This window comes from Lysinibacillus sp. FW301-JW8 (assembly GCF_058788755.1).
Genome location: NZ_JBYTBB010000016.1, coordinates 65,489 through 83,177, shown reverse-complemented (window position 1 = coordinate 83,177; position 17,689 = coordinate 65,489). Strand labels below are relative to the sequence as shown.

Genomic DNA, 17,689 nt, shown 5'->3' with positions numbered 1-17,689 from the left:
GTCGTACTCTCAACTCTAGCGGATACAGATGTTTTTTTGTATTCTTTTTTAGCAAGAACAGATTTTGGTGTTGAGCCATTTTAGAGCAGCTGAAAATTTATCATTCCCAAAAAATCTACCCGTTATTTTCTTTATACAAGCGAATCATAAAGTAACTGAAAGATGGATACCAGAGCATAAAAAACAAATAAAAGATGCTGTACACGGGAAAGTGATGACATTTGAAGGGAATCATTATTTATATCGTACCAAAGCAAAAGAAATCGTAGAAAATTTCAGGGCGTTTATGGACGAAATAAAACAAGTGTACTGAAAAAATTCCCGTCACAATTGTTGTAATAGTTTTATCAATTAGATTGTCTAAGCCACATTCTCCATGCTACGATTCAGTTTCCACAGCATTAGACGCTATAATATTTTTTGTTTGTTCATACTCCGTTCATATTGTTGTCATAGTGAGTACACTTTCGTTGTATAGGCTGTACTTAACGGTTTGTAAAGGTAGCCGGAATACACGGATGTGGATTGGAGATACATATAAATAATGAAAGGGGGGAGGCACGAGTATAAAGTAGAAAACGAGCTTGCCACTCTACAACCTCGTGCAAACATAATGAAAAAAACGTTAACCATCATAGGTAAAATAATAGCAGTTTTAGCTGTAGTCATAGTACTTTTTCTAGCTATTGTTTTTCTAGTTAATATTGTTTGCAATAAAATGGAACAAGGAAAAATAGAATATTATGGTCAGTTTGTAACAGTAGACGGAAAAAATATGAATGTCTTCATTCAAGGCGAAGGAGAAGAAACCGTCGTGCTCCTACCTGGCTATGGAACAGCGACACCAGCACTTGATTTTAAGCTGCTTATCGATGAATTATCTCCATTTTACAAAGTTGTCGCGATTGAGCCTTTCGGATATGGATTAAGTGATGAAACAGATAAAGAACGAAGCACTGAGAATATAGTAAGTGAAGTTCATGAAGCTCTACAGCAGCTTGATATTGATAAATTTACGCTAATGGGCCACTCCATAACAGGTATCTACGGACTTGAATATGTGAATAAATATCCAGACGAGGTGACTGCATTTGTCGGAATCGATAGCAGTGTTCCAACACAACCGGGTATGGATGTTGAATTACCAGTAAAAACGTTTGCATTTGTCGAAAAATCAGGTCTCTTAAGATTGATCATGAAAGTAAGTGCTGACCCCTATGCTGGACTAGCGTTTGATGCTCAAACCGTAGAGCAAATGAAAATGATTTCGAATAAAAACATGTATAATGCCACTACCTTGAATGAAATGGAACATATATCTTCTAATTTTAAAGGGGCTCAAGGCTTGACGTTCCCTAATGATCTTCCTCTTCTTCTCTTTGTACAAGCGAATAATGCAGGCGTAGAAGGATGGATTCCACTGCATGAAGAGCAAGTAAAAGATTCTGTACATGGAAAAATGATCTCAATGGAGGGATCACATTATTTACACCATACTCAATTCAAAGAAATCGCTGAAAACTTTAGAGAATTTATGAAAGAAGCAAAGTAAGTGTTCATAAGTGATATGAAAACCGTCCTTTGGGGCGGTTTTTCACTGTGCATATGATGATGTGGCATTTTTTTGCTTGTTCATACTCGGTTCATATTAACGTCACAGTGAGTTCAACTTCGTCGTATATGCTTGTCTTAACGGCCCGTTAAGGCAGCCCAATAGAGAGTTAACGATAGGAGAAGAAGTGAGTGAAAATACGAGAGGTGAAGAAAATGGACTTGGACACAACAACAGTCAAAAAACCAGCTAATAAGATGAAAAACGGAAAGAATTATTAACCATTCCAACTAATAACTAATCGTACCGTTAAATAACCCCGTACTTGTAGTATGTAGTTTACGAAATGATTGTTTAGACAAATCTAAAATTCTTCCGTTTACATACGGTCCTCTAGCTAAAATCCTAACTGTTGTAGTTTTTGAATTATCGTTACATTTTACAGAAACAGATGTTTTAAAAGGTGATGAGTTATGAGCTGCACCATCATCCGCTTTTTGACCAGATGCTATAGAATTTTCTGCCCGAATATCAAACCAAGAAACTTTACCCGATTCTGTTTTTGCGGCTAAAGGAAGTATTTCTTGTAAACGGACTAATTTCTTTCATTTCAACATTAATGGATTCTCTACTTTCTGGAACAACTACTATTGGTGCACCTAAAGCATCATAGACCACTGTCATACCTGGTTTTATAACTGGCAAATCTGTTTCGTCTTCTTGAAGTCTTTATTGCGTTAAACTTAACGGTCGTCAAAAGCCTCACTTGTATATTGAGAACCTAAATCCGTGTGTACAATGAGTCCTGGCGCTGGATTTTGCTCTGCTACTGCGTTATCAAATGCTTCTAAAACCAAATCAACCGTCATTTTACGACCGAATTTATAACCAACAATTTTCTTTGTGTGACAATCTAATACCGATGCCAAATAACACCAACCATCATGTATTGTATGGATATACGTAATATCTGCCAATAAAGCATTTGTTATGCAATGGGGTATCAGGAAAGCCAAACCTTTCCCAACAATCCATGAGCTTTCTTCTGTAAAGCAAAAATCAATCAATACCACTATTTATTATTTCATAATATATCTCTATCAAACATCACCAGGCATACTGATCCGGGGATTCTCCCTTACGTTGTCGAATGCAAGCCTGCGTACCTTCTTTACCCTCTGTCACTGTTATGACCGTAATGAAAAATTCCCACTCAGCGCCAAAATCAAATAAATAAAGAAATTTCTGACCTTCATATAAATGTAAGTCCCCAATTTTTATGTTATTGACATAAGGTCCCTCAATATCTCTTGGAGAATTATAATAATCTTTACTGAACTTTTTTCCATTCATATAAAAGGCATATAAATGGTCATCATCAAAATCAAATGCCTGTTGAATTAAATGGTGTAAATCTAATAATGTATGAGCTTCAGATAGTTGTATTGTTCGCCAGCAAGAATTATTCAAAGCTACCTTCAATAAATATTCTCCTGCCACTATTGGTTTTTTAATATCGTGTAAGATCTTTTTCAATTCTCCCTCTTTAAATAATGGCTGTAATAAGTCGAAGAACGAGGCTTGGGGCATAGCATCATTTGTTTTGTCCAACTCTACTTTTTCATCCTCTATCATGTCGAAGTCAAATAGCATTCCCATATTAAATAGGAAACCATCGTCATTCTGCTCCTTCTGCTCCCATCCTTCAAGTAAGGCAGCTGCTAATTGTTTAAATAATGGCATGCATATAACTGATTTAGCTCTATAGCGATTTTCTTTTCTCTGCTCTTCATCCAGCTCGACATGCCAAAATCCAAAGTAACTAAAATACAATAGGAAGTATCCATAGTCATACAATAATCTATTTAACTCACGGTCTTTAAGCAACTTCAGTTCTTTCTGTATATGAAACTCTTCTAAATAGCTTATTAGAAAAGGGACATTGTAAGGTTCTTGATGATAATGACTACCCTTTATTTCAGACCAATCCACTTTTAACCAAAAACAGTTTAGTAATGAGACATATTGTTCAGATTTTGTCAGGCTTTTGAATACAGTCATATTTTCTTTCTGGATGGCTGCAACAACTGCGCTGCCCTTCACTTTTTTCTGGATTAGCTCTAATTTCATGGCTAGATGAAAAAATAAATGTAATAATGGATAATCGCTTTGATTGCTCATTTCATTAACCTTTAACTTAGGCTCAGACATAAGCCCATACATTGCTACAAGGTTTTTCCGAGTAATTTGCTGCGTTGTCTTCGTTAACTTAGTCTCAATATTTTCTATATAATGCAGAAATTCGAGAAAATCCGTTGTGATGGTTGTCGGATAATTGTCTATGATTATAATATTAGTAGTATTTGTCATCGTCAATCCTCTTTCTCTATTCATTAATAAAGCACCTCATCCTCTTTATTTACTATGGTGACCAATATTCAATGTGTATGATGTAAGTCATGCGGACCAAGCTTATTTTATTGTACATATAAAATCCCTTTGTTGGCTGTAAATCTTCATTTTGTTCCTTACTAAATACCCCATATCTTCTCCAAAGACTATTACATAATTCTTCACTATAAGGTTACAGGAGATAAGTAAACCCTGCCATTATAATTAATATCATTCATTGTAAGACGTCGTTCAAGCGACTACAATGATATTATAATTTTTCAATAAGAGAGGGTATTGAATGCAATATATATCCACCGTAGAAATCGCTGAAAAATGAGGAGTATCGATCAGGCAAGTGCAACGATTGCTGGCGGAGGGTCGAATAGCAAATGCGAAGAAATATGAGCGATCATGGATGATTCCATATAATGCAGAAAAGCCCACTAATCTTGGTAAAGGGAAAAAGCTGTCTCAAAATACGCTTTCTTCTGATTTACTCCATGTGATTGCCTCTACCTCCATACCTATGCCTGAATGCTAATAGGAGTAGTGATTATTGGAACTGAAGAAATAAAAAGAGTAACAGAAGATTATATAAGTTCCCATAAGATAGACTGAATAAAATCTACTTATCGTATTGGGTATTTTTTGCTTGAAAAAGGCACTGGTAATCAACTATGCAAATAAAAGAGAAGCATATACAGGTACGATAGACATACAAAATGAAGGTGCTTTCTCAAGAACTGATGGTTAAAGTGAGTGATAATCAAATGAATTAAAATTAGCTTCTTGTTATTTCATAGTTGAGACATTCCTTTTTCTAGTATAAGAAAAAAAGGAATATTCATACATATGGAGAATTTATTATATTAATTGGGGGAGGTGCAGTTATGCAGCAAGTATTATTAACTAGTAAAAATATCCGGGAGTTAATGAATTTAGAAGACTCATTTTATATACCAACATATCAAAGAGGGTACAGATGGACTAGTATTCAGGTAAAAGAATTACTGGAGGACCTGTATGAATTTATGCTGCAAAAACAATCACGTGATGAGATATATTGGCTACAACCTGTGATAGTGAAAAAGGTGAAAAATCAGTGGGAGCTCATCGACGGTCAGCAGCGTTTAACAACCATTTATTTAATATTAAAGGTGTTTACAACATATATGAAGCGACAAAATGAGCCATATAAGCTGCGTTATCAATCACGTGAGGAGAGTGCAGATTTTTTAGAGAATATTACAACGAAAAGTGATACAGATGTTGATAATATTGATTATTATTATATGCTTACGGCATATCAAACAATTGACGCTTGGATTGAAGAAAAGCTTGCGGATGATATTTCTGAATTTGCTGGAATTCTTAAGGCAAATGTAAAGGTAATCTGGTATGAAATTGATGAGAAAACAGATCCAATTGAGCTGTTTTCTCGTACGAATAGTGGGAAGATTCTATTGAATGATGCCGAGCTGATTAAGGCTTTATTTTTAAGTAGCACTCATTTAGCTGATAGCAATAGCGATGAAAAATATCTTCAGTTAAAGCAGCTAGAGATATCGAACCAATGGGATCAGATAGAATATAGCCTGCAAAATGATAAATTTTGGTTTTTTTTGCAAAACAATAGTAAACACCAATATTCTACGCGAATTGAATGGCTTTTTGAGCTTGTCGTTAGCTTAACAAATACTATTGATGGACAATGGGATCAATATCATACATTCCATGTTTTTAATGAAATCATGGAGGCTGAAATAGCACAGGGAGTTTCAAAGGAAACAGTAATTAAAAATCTCTGGAAGCGAATTTTTGAAGTGTATCAGACTCTATTGGAATGGTATGAAAACCGGATGTTTTATCATTATGTAGGGTATTTATTAACAACGGGTGTATCACTAAAAATATTATTTCAAGCATTTTTAAAGATGAATAAGGATCAATTTGAACATTTTTTACTAGATAAAATAGCAGGTTATTTCCATAATATTAGCTTAGATAAATTGGATTGTACAAAAAATAAAAAGGAAATTGCTAATACATTATTGTTATTCAATATATTTACATTGCAAAATAATTCAGAGTCAAATCAGCTTTTTGATTTTGAACGCTATAAAACAGAGGAATGGGATATTGAACATATTCATGCGTTGCAAAGTAAGCTACCTAATGAAAAGGAAGCACAAAATGCATTATTAGGAGAGTTTGAAGGATTAATTACAGATCTGACATTACAACAAAGGGTGAAGGATTTTATTGCCCAGAAGGAAACGACTGGCTTTGAGGACTTACTTTTAACAGTGGAGAGCTTATTTAGTGATGATAATTTTAATATCAATGGGCTCTCGAATTTAACGCTGTTAGATCGTCAAACAAATCGCTCCTATAAAAATGCGATTTTCCCAATAAAACGTAAAGAAATTATTTTGCGAGATAGAAGTGGGACATATATTCCGCCTTGTACGAAAAATGTTTTTTTAAAGTATTATAGTAATAACATTCAAAATATGAATTATTGGTCTAAACAGGATCGTGATGAGTATTTAAAAGCAATTGAAACCGAATTACAGTCGATTTTATAAACGAAAGAGGTGTTATCTAGTTTGAATACAGCAGAAGTATATACTTTTTGGAAATTGATTCATACATACAAAATTGTTATTCCAATTATTCAAAGAGATTATGTACAAGGCTTGGATAATTCGAGAGCTATAGAAGTGCGAGAAAAATTTTTAAACCAATTGTTTAGAAGCTTACATGAGCGCCAACCTGTTTTGTTGGATTTTATATATGGCACAACAGATGAGGAGCAGCATTTTGCTCCTTTAGATGGGCAACAGCGGCTAACTACATTATATCTATTACATTGGTATGTGGTGCAACGTGAAAATAAAATGAAAGAGTATCACCAAATATTTAAGAAATTTTCCTATGAAACAAGACAGCATAGTAAGCATTTTTTTGAGTTTTTAACAACGATTCAAAAAATAGACTTTAACAAGGAAACGATTAGCGAGCAGCTAAAAAATGAAGCAACTTTCTTTGAGCGTTGGCTAATGGACCCGACAGTTCAATCGTCACTTGTGATGCTTGATGCTATTCATAAAAAATATGAGCAGCCCATTTTAAATCAATTAGAAAGTGATACAATCCAGTTTTATTTTATTGATTTAGATAAATTCAACTTGGAGGACTCACTCTATATTAAAATGAATGCGCGTGGAAAGCCATTAACAATATTTGAAATTTTTAAGGCACGTTTACAAGGCTATATTCAAGAATTACAAGTAATTCCACTGAAGCAGGTAGAGGATTTTTTTATCCAAATAGATACTAAATGGACGGATTTATTGTGGCGTTACGCCAAAAAAGAGTATGATATAGCCTTTTATCAATTGATAAAAACAATGTTGGCAAATCAAGTAGCAAGCCAATCCGCATCTACAGAAATACTAGATGTATTTTTAAAAAAGAATGATATAGCCTTATTAGATACTGATTTGAAGGCAGCTAAATTAAATGCTTCAGATTGGATGCAGGAAATGGCACTCTTTTTAAATAAGTTTGAGCAGCTTATTTCATTGGCAGATGCCCAATTAATAGATGTAGAGGCTTTATTCCAGCGAAATTTATCAGACCAGGTTACATATACAGAGCGAATTCAATTATACAGCTTAGTTATCTATGTAAAATATGCACAGCAATTACAGGCGGATTCATTAAATAAATGGCTTCGCTATGTTCGAAATGTGACTGAAAACACGCTTTATAACAATGTATCGGAATATCGTTTGTCGATTATAGCATTATATAATTTAAAGGAATATGTCGATAATATTGATGCGCATTTAGCCTCAGGTTATATGAAATTAGAGGGCTTCTATCAAAGTCAGATACAGCAAGAAATAAATAAAGCAATGCTAAAAGCGCTTGATTCTAATTGGAAACCATTAATAGAAAAAGTAGAGGATTATCCATATTTTTTAGGAGAGATAAGCTTTTTATTAAAATTTAGTGATATTGCTGACAATACAGTTTATCAGGTGATTGATCATCAAGATAGGCAAAAGAGCTTTCTGCAATATTTTGAAAAGGCGAAGCGTATTTTTGGAGAGAAAAGATTGGAAGTGTCCACTACTTTATTATCACGTGCATTGCTTTGCATAGGTGATTATTTATTGAAAATCGGGCGGAATCATACGTTTTTAAGAGATAACTTTGATCGTGATTACAGCTGGAAACGCTATTTACGTGAGGAAAACGTATGTTATTTGAAGGAGATACTCGATGCTCTAGATGTTAGCCCTGTAGACAATACATTAAATGATATTATTGCGAATTTTACTGGGAATGATTGGCGAACAGATTTTATTTTATACCCAGAAATTATTAAGGAGTATTGTGGAGAAAATCGAAATATTCGGAAGCTAGATGATGGTGTCATTTTATTGTTAAAAACGAATGCAACGAATGGCTACTGTGCTGAATATAGAACGTATTCTTTATACTTACAAAGCCTTGAAAAATTTGTGGATTTAAATATTGAGTATATACATTCAGTTGGTGCTGATTATGCAAATAAATACATGCTCATTACCGATGAATATGGTATCACATTTAATGCTGTGAAATTCGTTATAGAACGATATGATGAAGTCAAACAAGAGTGGACGTTAGTTCAAGAATTAGAAACTGTTGCTGAAGTATTTAATTGGTTGGAGAAATTAAATAAGCAGCTTGTAAAAGTATAAAAACAGGTAAATTAAGTGTTATTTATTTTTATAAAAATAAATAACTATATAGAGGAAACTGAGGTACGAATCAATTAGGATATTGTAGAGACGTTCAGAACTAGTGAAGAGCTGAGGGATGAGGAGGAATTAAAATTTCATTGACCTTTTACAAGAAACGTTATGGCAAATCAGAATTTCAAAGAATGAGAGACAATCATAGAGGTTATTATCGCTACCATATCAAAATATATAATTCAGATTTAATAAAGAAGTTACAAATAGAAGATAAAACACTCAATAATTTTTATAATTTATTACCTATTGAAGAAGTAGAAGAGTTATTTGGTATGCATTGGATACAAGAAAATAAATCAATAAAGGATTTACACGGTAAAATTCATGTTTGTGGTGTGCAAAAATATGAAGAATTATCATTGAGATTATATAAGCTTTTTATTAATAAGCTAACGATAGAATGGGGATATCTAGTAGGAGAAGATTATAAGATTAATGAAATTGGATACATTCAATTAGAGTTGAGCGATTTTTATAAAAATTTCTGGCTTACTAAAGATACATCTATTGCAGATAAAATGTTTATCGAAGAGAATTAATTAATATAGAATGAATGAAATGATAAAGAATTTGTAAGATTCAAAATAGAAGGGGTGTGGGAAAGACAGATGCAATTCTGCTTTCCCACACCCCTAAACATTTCGAGGGATTCCCACTTATTGTCAAAGCTTTATTAAATCTACAAGTAGATCGAATCTATCAAAATGGTGAACGAATTGAACTTTAGAAAATATATAGTAGCAAAGTCTTAAGAATTATCATTTAGGTAGTGTGCATAGGGATAATTTATATATTATTATTTGAAGGGAAGTTTTTGCAAATATCAAAGACCTTCTTGATTATCAATAAAGCATGATATATTAATTATCAAGAAAGTATTTTTTGACTATCTTTCTTGCAACCACGCTATTTAATTTATAAAGCTGATAAAGAGGTGCATGGCAACAGATAGGATATAGAATCTTGCAGCCCGGAAATATAATCAATGAAATAATTAAAAGGTGGTTCACAATGTGGATGGTACCAATGGAGAGCAGGTTTATTTCTTTTGGTGACGACGAAGGCAGATTAAGCTATGATTTCATCCCAACAGTTTAACAAATAGAAAAGAGGTTAAATAATGATACAACTGCATATAGAAAGTAAGAAAAAGCCGAAAATCTATCGAAAGCTTTTGTTACCAGAGGAAAGTAGATTTGATTTATTAGATGAGCTTTTATTGCTAAGCTTTGATTTGGATGATTCGGATTATGTTGATTTTGAAATGATTAAAAAAGATGGACAAGTATCTGTGAATAAAGAAAAGATATTATTTTTACCTGTAAATGACACGGATTTAGACTCAGAGGATGAGCTGGTCATTAAATGGTTTCGAAAGTCTGGTGATGAAGCGATTGCACAAGTTATTGATACCAATGAATCATTTATTATTCGGTTAGATAGTTATGTTCAATTACCAATGAATTCAGAAAAAGCTATATGTATCGCTGGAGCAGGTGATATTCATACAGGAAAATTAAGCAAGATTAATATCGAGGAAATCAATGAACGGATAACGGTGAGGGAAGATGTAGAAAGTTTTGTAGATTTTCTAGAAAGCCAGGAACCAGATTATCTTACTTTATTGGAGCTTACAAATGACCTAAAAAAGTTAAAGCCGTGGCAATACTTAGAGAATGATGAGATTATTGTTATTGACTATGTAGATGTGGATTTCAAGGTACTTGTTTCTGTTATGGGAGCTGCCGGTGAAGAGTTTGGATTAATGGTTTTTGATATGGAATATGGTTATGCTAGCTTAGCAAAAATTCTTTTTGAAAAAAATTTATCAAGTGATTTTTCTTATAGTTTAAATGCTTTAACTGTGAATTATGTTGATAGAGAAGAGTTAGAACCAGCAGATTATCAGCTCATAAAAGATTGTGGGCTATCGTATAGAGGAAAGAAGAACTGGATTCAATTCCGTAGCTATCAGGAGGGGACGCATCCTGAAATGCCAAACTATTCAGAGGTAGAGCTTTTAATTGATATCGTAGATACGATGATTAATATAACAGAGGCTCGGAAGGCTGGCTGGCAATATCCGCAGGTAGCTGCACATGAATATCCAGCGTTTAAAGTGCAAATGGATGGCAATTTACAAGAAATTTATATTTTGAAGCTTCAGGTCTCAAAGCCAACGTACGAGTGCTACGAGGAAATTTCAATGTTTGAGAAAGCACAATATAAGAAAAAGCCTAAAAGTGCGTTACAATTAGAATATGATTTATTTTACATGCCTTTTGGTGTAGAAATGGAACAAATCAACCGCACTGTTTTTCCGATTGTTGGCATGCTTGTTGAACGAGGAAGCAATTTGGTGATTGGACACGAAATGTTCCCTATGCCTAAAACGCCACCAATTGCACAAAGCATTTTATGGGCATATTTACAAGGCTTAGAGGTAAGACCAAGTAAAATATTTGTCTCTAAAGAGGTAAGACCGATGCTTCAACCGCTTGCGAAAATTCTAGGTGTAGAACTTGTAGAAAGTGAGCTTCCTGGTATTCGAGAATTGAGGGAATTTATGGAAACTATGCCGATGGATCTTTTTGAAGAATAGTGAATAACCACACCACACATTTCTGACATTAGTAAGAAATGTGTGGTTTTTAAAATGGTCGTTGTAAGCATGAAAAATAAATTCTCGGTGATATACTCCCCATTAAATAAACAGATTGTATTTTTTCATCTGTCTACCTAATGGGGAGCATATCAAAATGAAAGTGTTTTCTCATGCAGAAGAATAAAATACCACTAGTTCCGAAAGTAAATTTAAAAACAATGAAATAATTTTAAGATAAGAAAAAGGGAACACCAATTATTCAGGTGGTAGTTCCCACTAAAATTTGGCACTATAAATCAAAAATAAGATCCTACCCCATATAAACACTATCACAAGTTTCAGGAGCTGGTTCATAGAAACAATGGTTCTTAAATTGCCCAGTAAACGGTTGGCCATACCAAGTTGGGGGACATGGGGCATATGGATTGAAGTACCAAAGTGCATATTTTGCTGGATGTTGTCGCCAGTAGTCTAAGTTCTGTTTCGCTAATCTTTTTTCAGTTTCTCTCGCTCTTTGGTAAAACATATTGCCCTTTTGTACGGCTTCAAACGAAAAGTTTCCTCCTTGTACCTGGTAAATGACTTGCTCGATTGTTCTAACATCGTTGAAGTCTAAACAAGATGCAACAGCTCGATTTACAATAACATTGCCCACGTATAGCATTCCTTGCTGTCCTTCACCTTCAGCCTCAGCCCTCATCATCCTAGCCATTAAGGCAACATCTGCATCGCGGTATTTTACTCTTGGCATTATTACCACCTCCACCATATAGTATGAAAAAGGCAGAGGCTAATTTCACATTATCTTGAAATTTGCCCTGTTTTATATAAAAAACGCCATCAATACTGTGAGCAAGACAGCAGAATGGCGTGTTACCATTAAAAATTTCTTTTAAAGTAGGGTGTTTTTTTTAGCACGATACATACTGGGATGGCGATGATCAAGCCGACAATGTTTTGAATGACATCTCCGGGAATGGATGCCAACGGTGCAATCCAGCTATTAAACATAATTGCTTGCCCAATATAGTAAACGGCGATCATCACAGGCATTGACACGACTGCTCCTAAAATGTTTAATCCAATATTTTCACCTTTATATCCTTTTGACCAAGCAATTTTACCAACGATAAAGCCCTGTAATGCGCGCGAAATAATAGTAGTTGGTGCCCAAATTAACCAACCGCCTACGATATCGAATAAGCCCATTCCAATTGCTCCAGCAAGTGCGCCTTTTTTAGGACCGAATAAAATTGCGCTGATGAAAAGCATGGATGTACCTAAGTGAATAAGCCCACCTTGACCGAACGGCAATTTAAGATTGATAAACATTGTTGCCACGAAAACCAATGCTGCTAAAATGGCTGTAATCACTAAATCAAATGTTTTAGTGCGAGATTTTGTATAGGATTGCCTTTGTATATTTTGCATCTGTATCTTCCTCACTATGATGAATATTTTGATGATTTTTACTTTAGCAAAGGACTGACTGTTGTGAAAGTGCCAATTTTATAAAAAAGTTAGGGGTCAGATTAAGATTATTTTCGCTGCTTTCTAATTGTGATACGATGTGGAGAGTATAAGCATGATTAGTTAGGTGGAATGTATGATGAAAAAAGTTGCTGTAATTCAGGATATGTCATCCTTTGGGAAGTGCTCATTAACGGCTGCGATGCCTGTGCTATCTGTGATGGGTGTTCAGGCAGTGCCTTTGCCGACTGCAATTTTAACTGCTCAAACAGGGTATTCGAGCTTTTATTGTGAGGATTTAACGTCAAGGATGGACTACTTTGTGGATGAATGGAGCAAGCTTGGTGCAACCTTTGATGGTATTCACACAGGCTTTGTCACAGGTAAGGAGCAAATTGATAATATCTTTCGTTTTTTAAATGTGTTTCACTCAAACGAAACGACGTTGCTTGTAGATCCTGTGATGGGTGATCATGGCGAGGTCTATAAAATGTTTACCGGTGAGCTACTTAATCGTATGAAAGAGTTAGTAAAGTGTGCTGATATTATTACGCCAAATGTTACAGAATGCTGCTTGCTTACTGGTTTAGCGTATGAGAAGCTTCAGAGTTATGACAATGATTTAGATTATATTCAGGCACTTGAGGACGCAGGTCAACAGCTTCAGCAGATGACTGGGGCGAACGTTATAATTACCGGTTTGAATCCACCACCAGTAGAAAAAGGCAAGCGTTATGTGGGCAATATGTATGTCGATGCAGAGCGTTCTTTTCATAGTATCCGCGATTATAATGGTGAAAGTTATTCAGGCACAGGTGATTTGTTTGCATCCGTTATTATGGGTGGCATGATGCGAGGACAAGATTTAGTGAAGTCGATGAAGCTTGCGGAGACATTTTTAGCTGCTGCTATTGACACAACATCTAAGGAGCAAGTTCCGCGTGAGGCAGGCGTGCATTTTGAAAAGTTTTTGCGATTGCTGCTTTAGAGATTTTACATAGAGATGACCTAAAAAAATTGACTTTGCATTGATTTTTTTAGGTCACTTCGAAACATGAAATGCTTAAGTTAATAGTCTATTAGCTCCAATCAATCTTTCTGTAATGTCAAAATGATGCCTTTCATGTATAGCAAGTAATTGAATAGCTTGAATAAGATTTGGATAATGTGCAATAGGATCTGGGAAAATGATATGCCCTGCGACATCCTCCTCGATATCTTTCACGAATTTTTTCATAGCCATTGTGTCGTTAACTAAGAATTGCTCAATATCTTTACTGCTTAAGGTAAATCGTATTTTCTTAGGTGGTACTAATATTCCTGGAGCCTTCATACCTTTCCCTTTTTTATGTTTATATTCTTCATAAATATCATGTATTTCTGTGGCGAAGGGCTTATTTCTTCGCATTTTTGCGTAAGGAGTGAGGAATAGGGAACATGTAGTTGCTGTTTTAAGCATTCTAAGGATTAAATAAAGATGGTAAAAGTGTTCACCAATAGACCATTTCCCATCCTCGCCTCGATACCATAGTTCTTTCTGTGAGAGTGCATGAATGGAAGGGATATAATGAGATCTTTGCTCTTGTAGGGTATGAAAATGCTTCAACATACTGATAGATTTCATTGTAAGTTCTCCTTTTTTGCTGTTATTTCCATTTTAGGGAAAAGGGTTGCGGATGTACATATAAAATAGATTTTTTGGAGGAAAAAGCATGGATATTAGAATGTTAAGTGCAGCAGAGGCTGACATATATCAAGGTATAAGATTAGATGGGCTACAAATTAATCCAGAGGCATTTGGTTCTAGCTTTGAGGAGGAAAAAGATTTTACTCCTGGGCAATTTGCAAAGAGGTTAGAATCACAGGGTTCTTACACATTTGGAGCATTCTACAACGAAGAATTAGTGGGTGTTGCATCTTTAGTACAAGAAAGTAAGCAGAAGTTAAGGCATAAAGCGAGTATCTTTGCTGTTTATGTTTCTCCAAAAATGCGTGGGCATGGTATTGGTAGATATTTAATGGTCGAAATCATCAATAAGGCAAAGGAATTAGAGGGAATTGAGCAGATTAATTTAACGGTTGTGTCTACAAATACCTCAGCAAAAAGGTTGTATACTTCTTTGGGATTTGAGGTTTTTGGAACAGAAAAAAGAGCACTAAAAGTAGGTCAGCAATATGTTGATGAGGATTATATGATTTTATTTCTTTAAATTGCAAACTCCAAATTTCACTGCAATTTGGAGTTTTGCGGGTTATAAGGAGTCTTGAGTGTTACGTGCCTTATTTTTCAGCAGCTTAAAACTCACCAGTATATTAATTATGGACAATGGGAAAGCCAGCCAATATCCAACATTACCTAAACGTTCAATTTGAATGGGTGATTGGTTGTAAAAATAATAATATGTGATGCCTAAAAAAAGCAGGATGGTCAGTACAACATTGGTCGATGCAATTTTATTACTGCTGATAATAATTCCTCCAATCGGTAATTCTTTGTATTGGTTTATATTATGCGTATAACTAGGATCTGTTATAGAAATTTAGGGAAACGTTGCTCCCAGTGATAGGAATTGATCAAAAAAACTATAGCCAATCAGTATGTGGTAAAAGCCACTCAATTTATAGTGTAACCCAAGCGGTTTGGGTTGGAAGGCGATCAATTTAATGGGTAACCCGAGCGTTTGTGGTGGAAGCGGATCAATAAGTGAGTCGACCCGAGCGGTTTGTGGTGGAAGCGGATCAGTTAGTGAGTCGACCTGAGCGGTTGGAGGTGTAAGCAGATCAATAAGTGAGTCGACCCGAGCGGTTTGTGGTGAAAGCGGATCAGTTAGTGAGTCGACCTGAGCAGTTTGTTATAGAAGGTGATCAAAAAATGGCAAACCCGATCAATTTAATGTGAGATCCGATTTAATTTGCTCCAAAGCCATCTAGAGATTGAAATCATGCATAGCAACTCAAGCCTAGAAAAAACGATGCACAGCGTTTATAGCTATGTGCATCGTTTGATAATTAGCCTTTTAAGAAATCAGGTTTTGCGAAGCTTGGGTTTGGATATTTATAGAAGCCTTCGCCTGTTGCTCGGCCGAGTTTGCCTTTGTCGATATACTCCGTTTTTAACAGGTTAGAGAGTTTTTTCATATTTTCATCGCCTGACGCTGCTGCTTTCGCTTCCACAATGTTATAAGCAGTGTTAATACCAACAATGTCTAGGATGGCGAATGGACCGAGTGGAGCACCTGTACCAATCATCCACGTTTTATCGATTGTTTCAGGGTCTGCTACCTCTTTGACTAATAGTGATTCAGCCGCATCTAAAAATGGTACGAGTAATGAATTTAAAATATAGCCTGGCTGCTCTTTATATAATGGTAGCGGAACCATGCCGATTGCACGTGCAAATGCTACGACCTCGTCGAATACCTTCATATCTGTGCCTGGGTGTTTCATAATTTCAGCAGTGTTGTTTTTCCAAATTGTGTTTGCGAAATGAAGTGCTAAAAACTTTTCTGGACGGCCAGTTGCTTCAGCGAATTGGCTTGGCAATAAAGTAGAAGAATTTGTCGCAAAAATAGTTTTTGCAGGAGCTACTTTGCCAAGGTTAGTGTAAAATTCAGTTTTAATTTTGATCACTTCAGGTATTGCTTCGATGACAAGGTCAGCATTTGAAACCGCTTCCGCAAGATCGCTTTTAAATGTTAGTCGTGCATATGCCGCATCTACTTCTTCCTGTGTTGCTCCTAAATCTTGCTGATAAAATGGTTTTAATTTTGTGATACGATCTTGCGCATTTTTTAAAGCTTCATCATTAATATCGTAAACCGTTACATTAAAGCCTTTAAAAGCTGTTTGATAGGCAATCTGACTACCTAATACTCCGCTACCTGCAACTGCAATGTTTTGATAATTCATCATAAATTCCTCCTCCGATATTATTACATTAATATAATAGTGTGGATATGTAATGCCTCTTTTGTTACAACTACATACTACTTCTTCCGATATAAAAAAATCAAATGAAAGACTCATTTATTATAATGATATAAAGAATTTGGCTTTTAAAATCCTTTTCATAAAAAAAATGCCACAAAAAAAGTGACATTTCATGGGTTTTCAATGGCTGCTAACGCTTTATCCATTTGGCGTTCATTATATTTAATTGTATTGCTATTGCTTGATTCGATACCTCTCAAAACATTATTAGAATTTTGATAAAATCCATAGACAAAATCATTAATAGGTGTTTCTTCATCCCCATAGTATCTATTAATTACATATGCCTTAAAAATATTGCCTAATAAATAGGTCTCATCTTTTATATCAGCTAAATATTCTTTGTTTGTATATTCAGCTATTATGTAATTCTCAAATTCTTTAATTTCAGCCTTTGTCGAAGGATATTTTTTAGCGTAAGCTACGATAGTATCGAATTTTTCAGTAGAAGTATTGTTAAGCGCAGCAATCTCTTTCACTTTATCTTGCCAAGTGCCATCGTCTACTGTCTCAATCTTCGCTACAGGTTTTTCTTCATGCTTCTCTTTTTCAGAAGTTTCAGCATTATTTTGTGATAGTTCTCCTACTGCAATAAAAGACAAAATAAAAATGACGATTGAGATGCCTGTAAATTTTAACATTTTAACAGCTTTGATTTTATCCAATTTTATAAAATTAAAAATGGCAAGAAGCAGAAAAATCGCAGCTATTAAACCGCTTAGTATAAATATTACTGCTGATATATTGATCAAGTATTAAACTCCCTTTCATTTAATAATATGTAGTCATTCCAATATGACAGTTAATGTTACAATTATAATAGCAAAATAATCCTATATTTGAAATTATAATCTAGATACATTA

16 protein-coding genes and 2 pseudogenes are annotated in these 17,689 nt (G+C 34.8%); 9 read left to right on the top strand and 9 right to left on the bottom strand.

Features of this window, described 5'->3' with window-relative positions:
- Positions 1-76: 76 nt before the first annotated feature.
- Together AC3WOM_RS09105 and AC3WOM_RS09100 are read left to right on the top strand one after the other, a co-directional pair.
- Positions 77-313, top strand: a pseudogene (locus AC3WOM_RS09105) (alpha/beta hydrolase); the annotation flags it as partial.
- Positions 314-613: 300 nt separating this feature from the next.
- Positions 614-1,552: an alpha/beta hydrolase gene (locus tag AC3WOM_RS09100; RefSeq protein WP_427545540.1), complete on the top strand. Its 939-nt coding sequence runs from the start codon at positions 614-616 to the stop codon at positions 1,550-1,552.
- A 290-nt stretch (positions 1,553-1,842) separates the two neighbouring features.
- Here the strand turns inward: AC3WOM_RS09100 and AC3WOM_RS09095 are convergent, their stop codons facing one another.
- The 4 genes and pseudogenes from AC3WOM_RS09095 to AC3WOM_RS09080 form a co-directional block, all read right to left on the bottom strand.
- Positions 1,843-2,064, bottom strand: a complete 222-nt coding sequence (locus tag AC3WOM_RS09095) for a septal ring lytic transglycosylase RlpA family protein (RefSeq protein WP_492446321.1) — start codon at positions 2,062-2,064, stop codon at positions 1,843-1,845.
- A gap of 34 nt (positions 2,065-2,098) precedes the next feature.
- Positions 2,099-2,257, bottom strand: a complete 159-nt coding sequence (locus tag AC3WOM_RS09090) for a hypothetical protein (protein ID WP_492446314.1) — start codon at positions 2,255-2,257, stop codon at positions 2,099-2,101.
- A 50-nt stretch (positions 2,258-2,307) separates the two neighbouring features.
- Positions 2,308-2,544: pseudogene (locus AC3WOM_RS09085) on the bottom strand (transposase); the annotation flags it as partial.
- A 115-nt stretch (positions 2,545-2,659) separates the two neighbouring features.
- A complete protein-coding gene (locus AC3WOM_RS09080) occupies positions 2,660-3,946 on the bottom strand; it encodes an IS1096 element passenger TnpR family protein (protein ID WP_492446312.1) in 1,287 nt (428 codons plus the stop codon).
- A gap of 355 nt (positions 3,947-4,301) precedes the next feature.
- Between AC3WOM_RS09080 and AC3WOM_RS09075 the strand changes: the two genes are divergently transcribed.
- From AC3WOM_RS09075 to AC3WOM_RS09055, 5 genes are all read left to right on the top strand, one after another.
- Positions 4,302-4,487: a hypothetical protein gene (locus AC3WOM_RS09075; RefSeq protein ID WP_492446311.1), complete on the top strand. Its 186-nt coding sequence runs from the start codon at positions 4,302-4,304 to the stop codon at positions 4,485-4,487.
- A 349-nt stretch (positions 4,488-4,836) separates the two neighbouring features.
- Complete coding sequence (locus AC3WOM_RS09070) at positions 4,837-6,534, top strand: DUF262 domain-containing protein (RefSeq protein WP_427545506.1); 1,698 nt, start codon at positions 4,837-4,839, stop codon at positions 6,532-6,534.
- A 21-nt stretch (positions 6,535-6,555) separates the two neighbouring features.
- Entirely contained in the window at positions 6,556-8,703 is a 2,148-nt protein-coding gene (locus AC3WOM_RS09065) for a DUF262 domain-containing protein (RefSeq protein WP_492446308.1), read from the top strand.
- 140 nt (positions 8,704-8,843) lie between these two features.
- Complete coding sequence (locus AC3WOM_RS09060) at positions 8,844-9,299, top strand: hypothetical protein (RefSeq protein ID WP_492446307.1); 456 nt, start codon at positions 8,844-8,846, stop codon at positions 9,297-9,299.
- A 581-nt stretch (positions 9,300-9,880) separates the two neighbouring features.
- Positions 9,881-11,362, top strand: coding sequence for a DUF7309 domain-containing protein (locus AC3WOM_RS09055; protein ID WP_492446305.1), 1,482 nt, complete (start codon positions 9,881-9,883; stop codon positions 11,360-11,362).
- Positions 11,363-11,675: 313 nt separating this feature from the next.
- Here AC3WOM_RS09055 and AC3WOM_RS09050 read toward each other — a convergent pair whose 3' ends face one another.
- Both AC3WOM_RS09050 and AC3WOM_RS09045 read right to left on the bottom strand, forming a co-directional pair.
- On the bottom strand, positions 11,676-12,116 hold the full coding sequence (locus AC3WOM_RS09050; RefSeq protein WP_427545514.1) for a cell wall hydrolase: 441 nt from the start codon (positions 12,114-12,116) through the stop codon (positions 11,676-11,678).
- Positions 12,117-12,244: 128 nt separating this feature from the next.
- Positions 12,245-12,796, bottom strand: coding sequence for an ECF transporter S component (locus tag AC3WOM_RS09045; protein WP_492446302.1), 552 nt, complete (start codon positions 12,794-12,796; stop codon positions 12,245-12,247).
- Between the two features lie 178 nt (positions 12,797-12,974).
- Between AC3WOM_RS09045 and AC3WOM_RS09040 the strand changes: the two genes are divergently transcribed.
- Positions 12,975-13,823 carry a pyridoxamine kinase gene (locus AC3WOM_RS09040; protein WP_492446319.1) on the top strand — a complete coding sequence of 283 codons (849 nt, stop codon included), beginning with the start codon at positions 12,975-12,977 and terminating at the stop codon, positions 13,821-13,823.
- Positions 13,824-13,898: 75 nt separating this feature from the next.
- On the opposite strand, the gene AC3WOM_RS09035 is transcribed toward AC3WOM_RS09040, so the two are convergent.
- Complete coding sequence (locus tag AC3WOM_RS09035; RefSeq protein WP_492446299.1) at positions 13,899-14,459, bottom strand: DinB family protein; 561 nt, start codon at positions 14,457-14,459, stop codon at positions 13,899-13,901.
- An 88-nt stretch (positions 14,460-14,547) separates the two neighbouring features.
- Here AC3WOM_RS09035 and AC3WOM_RS09030 point away from each other — a divergent pair, with 88 nt between their 5' ends.
- The gene (locus tag AC3WOM_RS09030) at positions 14,548-15,045 is read left to right on the top strand and encodes a GNAT family N-acetyltransferase (protein ID WP_492446297.1); all 498 of its coding nucleotides are present in this window, start codon (positions 14,548-14,550) and stop codon (positions 15,043-15,045) included.
- A gap of 799 nt (positions 15,046-15,844) precedes the next feature.
- Here the strand turns inward: AC3WOM_RS09030 and AC3WOM_RS09025 are convergent.
- Together AC3WOM_RS09025 and AC3WOM_RS09020 are read right to left on the bottom strand one after the other, a co-directional pair.
- A complete protein-coding gene (locus AC3WOM_RS09025) occupies positions 15,845-16,744 on the bottom strand; it encodes a 3-hydroxyacyl-CoA dehydrogenase (protein ID WP_492446317.1) in 900 nt (299 codons plus the stop codon).
- A gap of 191 nt (positions 16,745-16,935) precedes the next feature.
- Positions 16,936-17,577: a hypothetical protein gene (locus tag AC3WOM_RS09020; protein WP_492446296.1), complete on the bottom strand. Its 642-nt coding sequence runs from the start codon at positions 17,575-17,577 to the stop codon at positions 16,936-16,938.
- Positions 17,578-17,689 lie beyond the last annotated feature (112 nt).

What these genes read in the sequence shown, in the direction of transcription:
- AC3WOM_RS09035 (WP_492446299.1), bottom strand. Translation starts at nt 14,459, where the DNA reads ATGAAATCTATCAGTATGTTGAAGCATTTTCATACCCTACAAGAGCAA.
- AC3WOM_RS09025 (WP_492446317.1), bottom strand. Translation starts at nt 16,744, where the DNA reads ATGAATTATCAAAACATTGCAGTTGCAGGTAGCGGAGTATTAGGTAGT.
- AC3WOM_RS09100 (WP_427545540.1), top strand. Translation starts at nt 614, where the DNA reads ATGAAAAAAACGTTAACCATCATAGGTAAAATAATAGCAGTTTTAGCT.
- AC3WOM_RS09030 (WP_492446297.1), top strand. Translation starts at nt 14,548, where the DNA reads ATGGATATTAGAATGTTAAGTGCAGCAGAGGCTGACATATATCAAGGT.
- AC3WOM_RS09045 (WP_492446302.1), bottom strand. Translation starts at nt 12,796, where the DNA reads ATGCAAAATATACAAAGGCAATCCTATACAAAATCTCGCACTAAAACA.
- AC3WOM_RS09070 (WP_427545506.1), top strand. Translation starts at nt 4,837, where the DNA reads ATGCAGCAAGTATTATTAACTAGTAAAAATATCCGGGAGTTAATGAAT.
- AC3WOM_RS09040 (WP_492446319.1), top strand. Translation starts at nt 12,975, where the DNA reads ATGAAAAAAGTTGCTGTAATTCAGGATATGTCATCCTTTGGGAAGTGC.
- AC3WOM_RS09080 (WP_492446312.1), bottom strand. Translation starts at nt 3,946, where the DNA reads ATGAATAGAGAAAGAGGATTGACGATGACAAATACTACTAATATTATA.
- AC3WOM_RS09055 (WP_492446305.1), top strand. Translation starts at nt 9,881, where the DNA reads ATGATACAACTGCATATAGAAAGTAAGAAAAAGCCGAAAATCTATCGA.
- AC3WOM_RS09050 (WP_427545514.1), bottom strand. Translation starts at nt 12,116, where the DNA reads ATGCCAAGAGTAAAATACCGCGATGCAGATGTTGCCTTAATGGCTAGG.